Here is a 6,707-nt window from a genome sequence, read left to right as displayed (position 1 = left end):
ACGCCCCTCCGCCTTGCGATGCACCGCATCTGACGCCGTGCGCTGATCCACCGGGGATTACGGGACAGCCCTTAGCCTGGCGCGATGACCTTTTCCAGCTACGTCCGGGAGGGCGACCGGGTCGGCCTGCGGCCCTACCGGCTCGCCGACGGGCCCGAGTTCACCGCACGCGTCCGCGAGAGCCGGGACCTGCACCGCCCCTGGCTGTACCCGCCCGCCACCGTCGAGGAGTACGAGCCCTACGCGGCGCGGCTGACCGAGGGCGGCGCCCGCGCCGGGTTCCTGGTGTGCGAGCTCGGCACCGGCGCCCTCGCCGGATTCGTCAACGTGAACAACATCGTGCGGGGCGCCTTCCAGTGTGGGGCCCTCGGCTACGGGGCCTTCGCGCACGCCGCCGGCCGCGGGCTCCTGCGCGAAGCCCTCGCCCTGGCCCTCGACCACGCCTTCGCCCCCGCCGCCGAAGGCCTCGGCCTGCACCGCCTGGAGGCCAACATCCAGCCCGGCAACACCGCCTCGATCGCCCTGGTCCGCGGCGCCGGCTTCCGGCTGGAGGGCCTGTCCCCCGACTTCCTCCAGGTCGACGGCGCCTGGCGCGACCACGAACGCTGGGCCCTCACCGCCGGGATGCCGCGCGCCCGATGACGCGGGCGTCGCCTTCCCCTGCCGGCGGACGCCGCGGGCCGGGGGCCTCCCGCCGCCGCGCCGCATCGCGCAGGATGGGGGGATGCGCACCCTCGTACTGCTCGACGCCCCGTCCAACCTGGGTCTGCGGCCGCCCGCGCCCGGGACCGTCCCCGGTGTCTACAAGCTGGCGGGCGCCCTGCGCGAGCAGGGCCTGCTGAGCAGGCTCGGCGCCCGCGAAGGCGGTGTCGTGGTACCGCCCCGCTACGACCGCGGCGACTGGACGGAGGGCGACGGCGTCTTCAACGCCGACGCGCTCGCCGCGTACACGGTCGCCCTCGCCGACCGGATCGAACGCCACCTGCGGGCCGGGGAGTTCCCCGTCGTCCTCGGCGGGGACTGCTCCATCCAGCTCGGCGCGTCGCTCGCCATGCGCCGCACCGGCCGCTACGGTCTGGCCGCCGTCGACGGCTCCGCCGACTTCCGCCACCCGGGCAACACCGCCGTCAACGGGCCCGTCGGGGCCGCGGCCGGCGAGGAGCTGGCCCTGGCCACCGGTCGCGGGCAGGCCTCGCTCAGCGACCTGGAGGGCCTCGCGCCGTACCTGCGGGACGAGGACGTCCGGCTGTTCGGGATCCGCGACGGGGACGCGGACCTCCTCGAGCTGGCGGAGGCCGGGATCTTCGCCGCCACCGTCGGCGAGATCCGCCGCCGGGGCGCGGCGGCCGTCGCACGCTCCGCGCTGGAGGGCCTGCACCCGCCGGTGGCCGACGGATTCTGGGTGCACCTGGACGCCGACGTGCTCGACCCGAAGGTGATGCCCGCCGTGGACAGCCCCGACCCCGGCGGCCTGCTGCCCGAGGAGCTCGCCGAACTGCTGGGCGTACTGGTGGGGTCACCGCGCTGCGTCGGGCTGAACGTCACCGTCTACGACCCGGACCTCGACCCGGACGGCCGTGCGGGCGCGCTCCTCGCGGACCTGGTGGCGGGTGCCTTTGCGTCATCCTGACCGGTGGTGATCCGGTGAACCCCTGTGCACCGGCCGCCGTGGCGTGTTCCATTTCCCCATGGCCACCACCGTCCGACGTGCCGTACTGACCCTCCCCGCAGCCCCGTTGGGCTCCGACAACCCGCTGCCCGCCCTGCGCGCGCCCGACGGGGCGCACGTCCTGGACGAGCGCTCCCGCGACGGCCTGCCGCGCGACATGGCCCGGCAGATCCGGTACGAGCCGCTGCGCTCGCTGCTGCCCGTACGGATCCGCGACGGGTACGGGCGGGAGCGCGCGGAGCGGGAGTTCGAGGCCGTCGTCCTCGAGAACGAGCACCTGCGGGTCACGGTGCTGCCCGGCCTGGGCGGGCGCGTCCACTCGCTCGTCCACCTGCCGACCGGACGCGAACTGCTCTACCGAAACCCGGTGTTCCAGCCCGCCAACTTCGCGCTGAACGGCGCCTGGTTCTCGGGCGGCATCGAGTGGAACACCGGCGCGACCGGCCACACCACCCTGTCCTGCACCCCGCTGCACGCCGCCCTGGTCCCCGCCCCGGACGGCGGTGCGATGGTCCGGCTGTGGGAGTGGGAGCGGCTGCGCGACCTGCCGTTCCAGGTCGACCTGTGGCTGCCCGGGGACTCGCGGTTCCTGTACGTCGGCGTCCGCGTGCGCAACCCCCACGAGCGGCCCGCACCCGTCTACTGGTGGTCCAACACCGCCGTCCCGGAGGACGCGGGCAGCCGGGTCCTGGCCCCCGCCGACGAGGCCTGGCACTTCGGGTACGAACGGGCGCTGCGCCGCGTCCCGGTGCCGCGGTGGGAGGCAGCGGACCGCACGTACCCGCTGCGCAGCGAGTACCCGGCCGACTTCTTCTACGAGGTCCCGGACGGGGCCCGGCCCTGGATCGCCTCCCTGGACGCCGACGGGGAGGGCCTCGTACAGACCTCCACCGCACGGCTGCGGGGGCGCAAGCTGTTCGTGTGGGGTGCGGGCGGCGGCGGCCGGCGCTGGCAGGAGTGGCTGACCGAGCCGGGCACGGGCGGCTACGCGGAGATCCAGGCGGGGCTGGCCCGGACCCAGCTGGAGCACGTACGGCTGGAGGGCGGGGCGGAGTTCAGCTGGCTGGAGGCGTACGGGCCGCTGTCGGCGGAGCCTTCGGCGGTGCACGGCGCGGACTGGGCGGCGGCCCGCGGCGCGGCGCAGGACGCCCTGGAGGCCGTACTTCCGCGGGAGCGCGTGGACGCGGCGTACGAGGCGTGGCGCGGCAGCGCCGACACCGAACCGGGGGAGCGGCTGGCGGTCGGCTCGGGGTGGGGGGCGCTGGAGGTGCTGTGCGCCGGCCACCGGCTGCCGGGCACGCCCTTCGAGGAGTCCACGCTGGGCGAGGAGCAGGCGCCGTGGCTGGAGCTGTGGCGCACGGGCGTCCTGCCCGCCCCGCGCCGGGTGGTCCCGCCGGGCCCGAGCCTGGTCGCCCCGCACTGGCGGGACATGCTGGAGACGGCTCCCGCCGATCCGCTGACGGAGTACCACCTGGGGGTGGCGCAGTGGCACGCGGGCGACACCGCCCAGGCGGTCCGCAGCTGGGAGCGCGGGCTGGCGCTCGCCCCGTCGCGGTGGCCGCTGCTGCGCTGTCTGGCGGTGGCGGACGCGCTGGCGGGCGATGCGGCGCGGGCCGCGGACGGATTCGCGGCGGCCTTCGAGGACCTGGCGGTGGAGAGCCCCGGGGGTGAGCCGTGGACGGCCGCGGAGTCGGCCCTCGGCCAGGAGGCGATGGCCGCGCTCCTCACTGCGGGCCGGCTGCCCGAGGCCCGGGCCGTCTGGGACCGGCTCCGGCCGGCCCTGCGCGAGCGTGGCCGCTTCCGGCTGCTGGCGGCCCGGCTGCTCGCGGCGGAGGGCCATGTGCGTGCGGCCCGCCGGGTCTTCGAGGACGGCTTCGAACTCCCCGACCTGCGGGAGGGCGAGGAGACCCTGTCCGAGGTGTGGGCCGCCCTCACCGACTGCCCGCTGCCCGCCCGCTACGACTTCCGGATGCGGCCGCCGGTCTGAACTCGCCCGCGTCCCCCGCCCGCGTCCCCCGCCTGCATCCCCCGCCCGCGTCCCCCGCCCGCGGGCGGCGGATCCGCCGCCGGCACGCTTACGCCGGGGTCAGGCCCGGCACAGGATCTCGGCGTTCAGGACCGAGAACCAGGCGTCCGGGTCGGTGCCCCAGGCGTGCCAGGCCTGCGCGGCCGCCTCCAGCTCGCCGGTCGTCGCGTGGCCGCCGCGGACGGCGATGCCCGCGTACGAGGAGGCCTCCGTCCGGTCGGCCCACAGGGCGGACCACCACGCCGTCTCCTCCGGGGTGGCGAAGCACCAGGCGGTGGCCGAGGAGGCCACGTCCGTGAAGCCGGCCTGCCGGGCCCAGGCCCGCAGCCGGCGGCCCGCGTCCGGTTCGCCGCCGTTGGCGCGGGCCACCCGCCGGTACAGGTCCAGCCACTCGTCCAGCCCCGGCGTCGCCGGGTACCACGTCATCGCCGCGTAGTCGGCGTCCCGCGCGGCGACCACCCCGCCCGGCCGGCACACCCGCCGCATCTCGCGCAGCGCCCGTACCGGATCCCCGACGTGCTGGAGCACCTGGTGGGCGTGGACCACGTCGAAGGAGCCGTCCGGGAAGTCCAGGGCGTGCACGTCCGCGACGGCGAAGGACACGGCGCCGTCCAGGCCGCGCTCCGCCACCTGGGCCCGGGCCTGCGACAGGACGTCCTCGGCCGCGTCGACGGCGGTGACCCGGCCGCCCGGTGCGACCAGCTCGGCCAGGTCCGCCGTGATGGTGCCCGGGCCGCAGCCGACGTCCAGCACCGACAGGCCCGGGCGCAGCTCGCCGATCAGGTAGGCGGCGGAGTTCTCGGCCGTGCGCCAGCGGTGCGAGCGCAGTACCGACTCGTGGTGGCCGTGCGTGTAGACGGCGGTCTCCTTGGCGGCGTTCGTGGCGTCCATGGCCGTACCCCTCCTCGTCGAAGCGTGGGCACCACCGTAGGCGATCAGTTCGACATCCGAGATATGTGTTTTGACATGTGGACACCATCCTTGTCCTGCAGGGGGTTTGGGCGGGCCGGTGGCAGGGCGGGGCGTCGGCGAGGAGAGTTGCACCAGGGGGCGTCACCCCCGGTGGAGGGCGGTGGGAGCCATGTCCGACACGCTGCTCGAACGGCACGCCGAAGCGCTGCGCCTGTTCGGCGAGCGGGTGCGCGCCGTGCGGGGCGACCAGTGGGGCGCACCCACCCCGTGCACGCAGTGGACGGTGCGGGACCTGGTCAACCACGTCACCGCGGAGCAGCTCTGGATCCCGCCGCTGATCACCGAGGGCCGCACCGTCGAGGAGCTCGGCGACGCGTTCTCCGGGGACGTGCTGGGCGACGACCCGGTCGCCGCGTGGGACAGGGCCTCGGACGCCGCGCGCGCCGCCTTCGCCGCGTCCGGTGCGCTGGAGCGGACCGTGCGGCTCTCGTACGGGCCCGCGCTCGGGTCGGCGTACTGCGCGGAGCTGACCGCCGACTGCGTCGTGCACACCTGGGACCTCTGCCGCGGCATCGGGGCCGACGACCGGCTGCCCGACACCCTCGTCGAGTTCTCGATCAAGGAGGTCATGCCGTACGCCGGCGCACTCGCGGCCGGCGGCATGTACGCGGAGCCGGTGGAGGTGCCCGCGGGTGCGGACGCGCAGACCCGGCTGCTCGCGATGGTGGGGCGGAAGGGCTGACGCCCGAGGGTCCGGGAGGGCGATGGCGTGCGACAACGGGCATATGCGGCTAAATAATCGTATAAAGGTCAGGGCTGGCGGAGCGCGGCGCGACGAACGCGGAAGGCGGACAGCGGTGGCGGGGATGCAGCGCACGACGACGGCGGAGGGCCGCGGCCCGGTCCGCTACGGCCCGCCCGCGCCGCAGCCCGGCCTGCCCGTCCTCGCCGAACTGGTCTCCGTACTCGGCGCGGCCGCCGGACGCTCCTCCCCGCAGCCCCCGGGCGGCGGGGCGTCGCTGCGCGAGGCGGCCTGCCGGTACTGGGGCCGGCGCGGGCTCGCCGCCTCACCGCAGGACGTGGCGGCGGGACCGGGCGCCCCCTCGCTGCTCCTGGCCCTCCTCGGGGCCTGCGGCGGCGACGTGATGCTGCCCCGGCCCTGCCCCGCCTGGTGGACCCCGCAGGTCAGGCTGCTCGGGAGGCGGGCCTACCATGTGCCGACCCCGGCCGAGTGCGGCGGCGTACCGGACCCCTACGCCCTGCTGGAGACCGTACGGCGGGTGCGTGCCGAGGGCGGCGACCCTCGGGTGCTGCTGCTGTCGGTGGCCGACGACCCGACCGCGACCGTCCCGCCGCCCGAGCTCGTACGGGAGGCGTGCGAGGCCGCCGAGTCCGCCGGGCTGTTCGTCGTCAGCGACGAGAGCTGGCGCGACACCGTCCACCGGCCCCACGACGACCTCGTCCTGAGCCCCGCCGAAATGCTGCCCGACCAGGCGGCGGTCCTCGTCGACCTGTCCGGCGCGCTGCTGCCGGCCGGCTGGCCCGCCGCCGTGGTCCGCTTCCCCGGCACCCCGCACGGGGCCCGGCTGCGCGCCGGCACCCTCGACGTCCTCACCGCCACCGGCGCCGTGGTCGCCGGCCCCGTCGCCGGAGCCGCCGCGCACGCCCTCGACGAACCCGACGCCGTCGCCGCCCGCGCGTTCGAGGCCGCCCGCCTGCACGGGCTGGTGGCCGCCGCCGCACACCGCGAGATCCGCGCGGCGGGAGCCCTGGCCAGGCCCCCGCAGGCCGGACGCCACCTCTACGCCGACCTCACCCCGCTGCGCGCCGGACTCGCCCGGCACGGCGTCGGCGACGCCATGGAACTGGAGGACTGGCTCGGCGGCCGACTCGGCGCGCCCACCCCCGGTGGGCAGCGGTTCGCGGACGAACTCGGCGCACTGCGCGTCAGGTTGTCCACCGGGCCGCTGCTCGGTGCCACGCCCGAGGAGCGGCTGGCCGTGCTCACCGCCCGCGACCCGCTCGAACTGCCGCACGTGCGCAGCTCCCTGGACCTGCTCGGAGCGGTCCTGGCCGAACTGGCCTGACCCCCCACCGGGC

General features: G+C 76.4%; 6 protein-coding genes. 5 read left to right on the top strand and 1 reads right to left on the bottom strand.

Annotation, left to right across the window (positions count from 1 at the left end):
- The first annotated feature begins 84 nt into the window (after positions 1 to 84).
- The 3 genes from AVW11_RS18900 to AVW11_RS18890 all read left to right on the top strand — a co-directional run bounded on the left by AVW11_RS18900 (position 85) and on the right by AVW11_RS18890 (position 3,656).
- Positions 85 to 642, top strand: a complete 558-nt coding sequence (locus AVW11_RS18900) for a GNAT family N-acetyltransferase (protein WP_030855785.1) — start codon at positions 85 to 87, stop codon at positions 640 to 642.
- Positions 643 to 724: 82 nt separating this feature from the next.
- Positions 725 to 1,630 (top strand): arginase family protein, encoded by a 906-nt coding sequence (locus AVW11_RS18895; protein WP_030855784.1) that lies wholly within the window; start codon positions 725 to 727, stop codon positions 1,628 to 1,630.
- 58 nt (positions 1,631 to 1,688) lie between these two features.
- Entirely contained in the window at positions 1,689 to 3,656 is a 1,968-nt protein-coding gene (locus AVW11_RS18890; protein ID WP_030855783.1) for a DUF5107 domain-containing protein, read from the top strand.
- Between the two features lie 99 nt (positions 3,657 to 3,755).
- On the opposite strand, the gene AVW11_RS18885 is transcribed toward AVW11_RS18890, so the two are convergent.
- On the bottom strand, positions 3,756 to 4,586 hold the full coding sequence (locus AVW11_RS18885; protein WP_076044847.1) for a methyltransferase domain-containing protein: 831 nt from the start codon (positions 4,584 to 4,586) through the stop codon (positions 3,756 to 3,758).
- Positions 4,587 to 4,776: 190 nt separating this feature from the next.
- Between AVW11_RS18885 and AVW11_RS18880 the strand changes: the two genes are divergently transcribed.
- Positions 4,777 to 5,349 (top strand): TIGR03086 family metal-binding protein, encoded by a 573-nt coding sequence (locus AVW11_RS18880; RefSeq protein ID WP_060177736.1) that lies wholly within the window; start codon positions 4,777 to 4,779, stop codon positions 5,347 to 5,349.
- Positions 5,350 to 5,473: 124 nt separating this feature from the next.
- Positions 5,474 to 6,694 carry an aminotransferase class I/II-fold pyridoxal phosphate-dependent enzyme gene (locus tag AVW11_RS18875; protein ID WP_076044845.1) on the top strand — a complete coding sequence of 407 codons (1,221 nt, stop codon included), beginning with the start codon at positions 5,474 to 5,476 and terminating at the stop codon, positions 6,692 to 6,694.
- The last annotated feature ends 13 nt before the right edge of the window (positions 6,695 to 6,707 follow it).

This window comes from Streptomyces amritsarensis (assembly GCF_001953875.1).
Taxonomy (GTDB): domain Bacteria; phylum Actinomycetota; class Actinomycetes; order Streptomycetales; family Streptomycetaceae; genus Streptomyces; species Streptomyces amritsarensis.
Note: the sequence above shows the minus strand (reverse complement) of the source record. Positions and strands in the feature narration are given on the sequence as shown.

Coding starts and splice junctions, on each gene's coding strand:
- AVW11_RS18900 (WP_030855785.1), top strand. CDS start 85: ATGACCTTTTCCAGCTACGTCCGGGAGGGCGACCGGGTCGGCCTGCGG.
- AVW11_RS18890 (WP_030855783.1), top strand. CDS start 1,689: ATGGCCACCACCGTCCGACGTGCCGTACTGACCCTCCCCGCAGCCCCG.
- AVW11_RS18880 (WP_060177736.1), top strand. CDS start 4,777: ATGTCCGACACGCTGCTCGAACGGCACGCCGAAGCGCTGCGCCTGTTC.
- AVW11_RS18875 (WP_076044845.1), top strand. CDS start 5,474: ATGCAGCGCACGACGACGGCGGAGGGCCGCGGCCCGGTCCGCTACGGC.
- AVW11_RS18885 (WP_076044847.1), bottom strand. CDS start 4,586: ATGGACGCCACGAACGCCGCCAAGGAGACCGCCGTCTACACGCACGGC.
- AVW11_RS18895 (WP_030855784.1), top strand. CDS start 725: ATGCGCACCCTCGTACTGCTCGACGCCCCGTCCAACCTGGGTCTGCGG.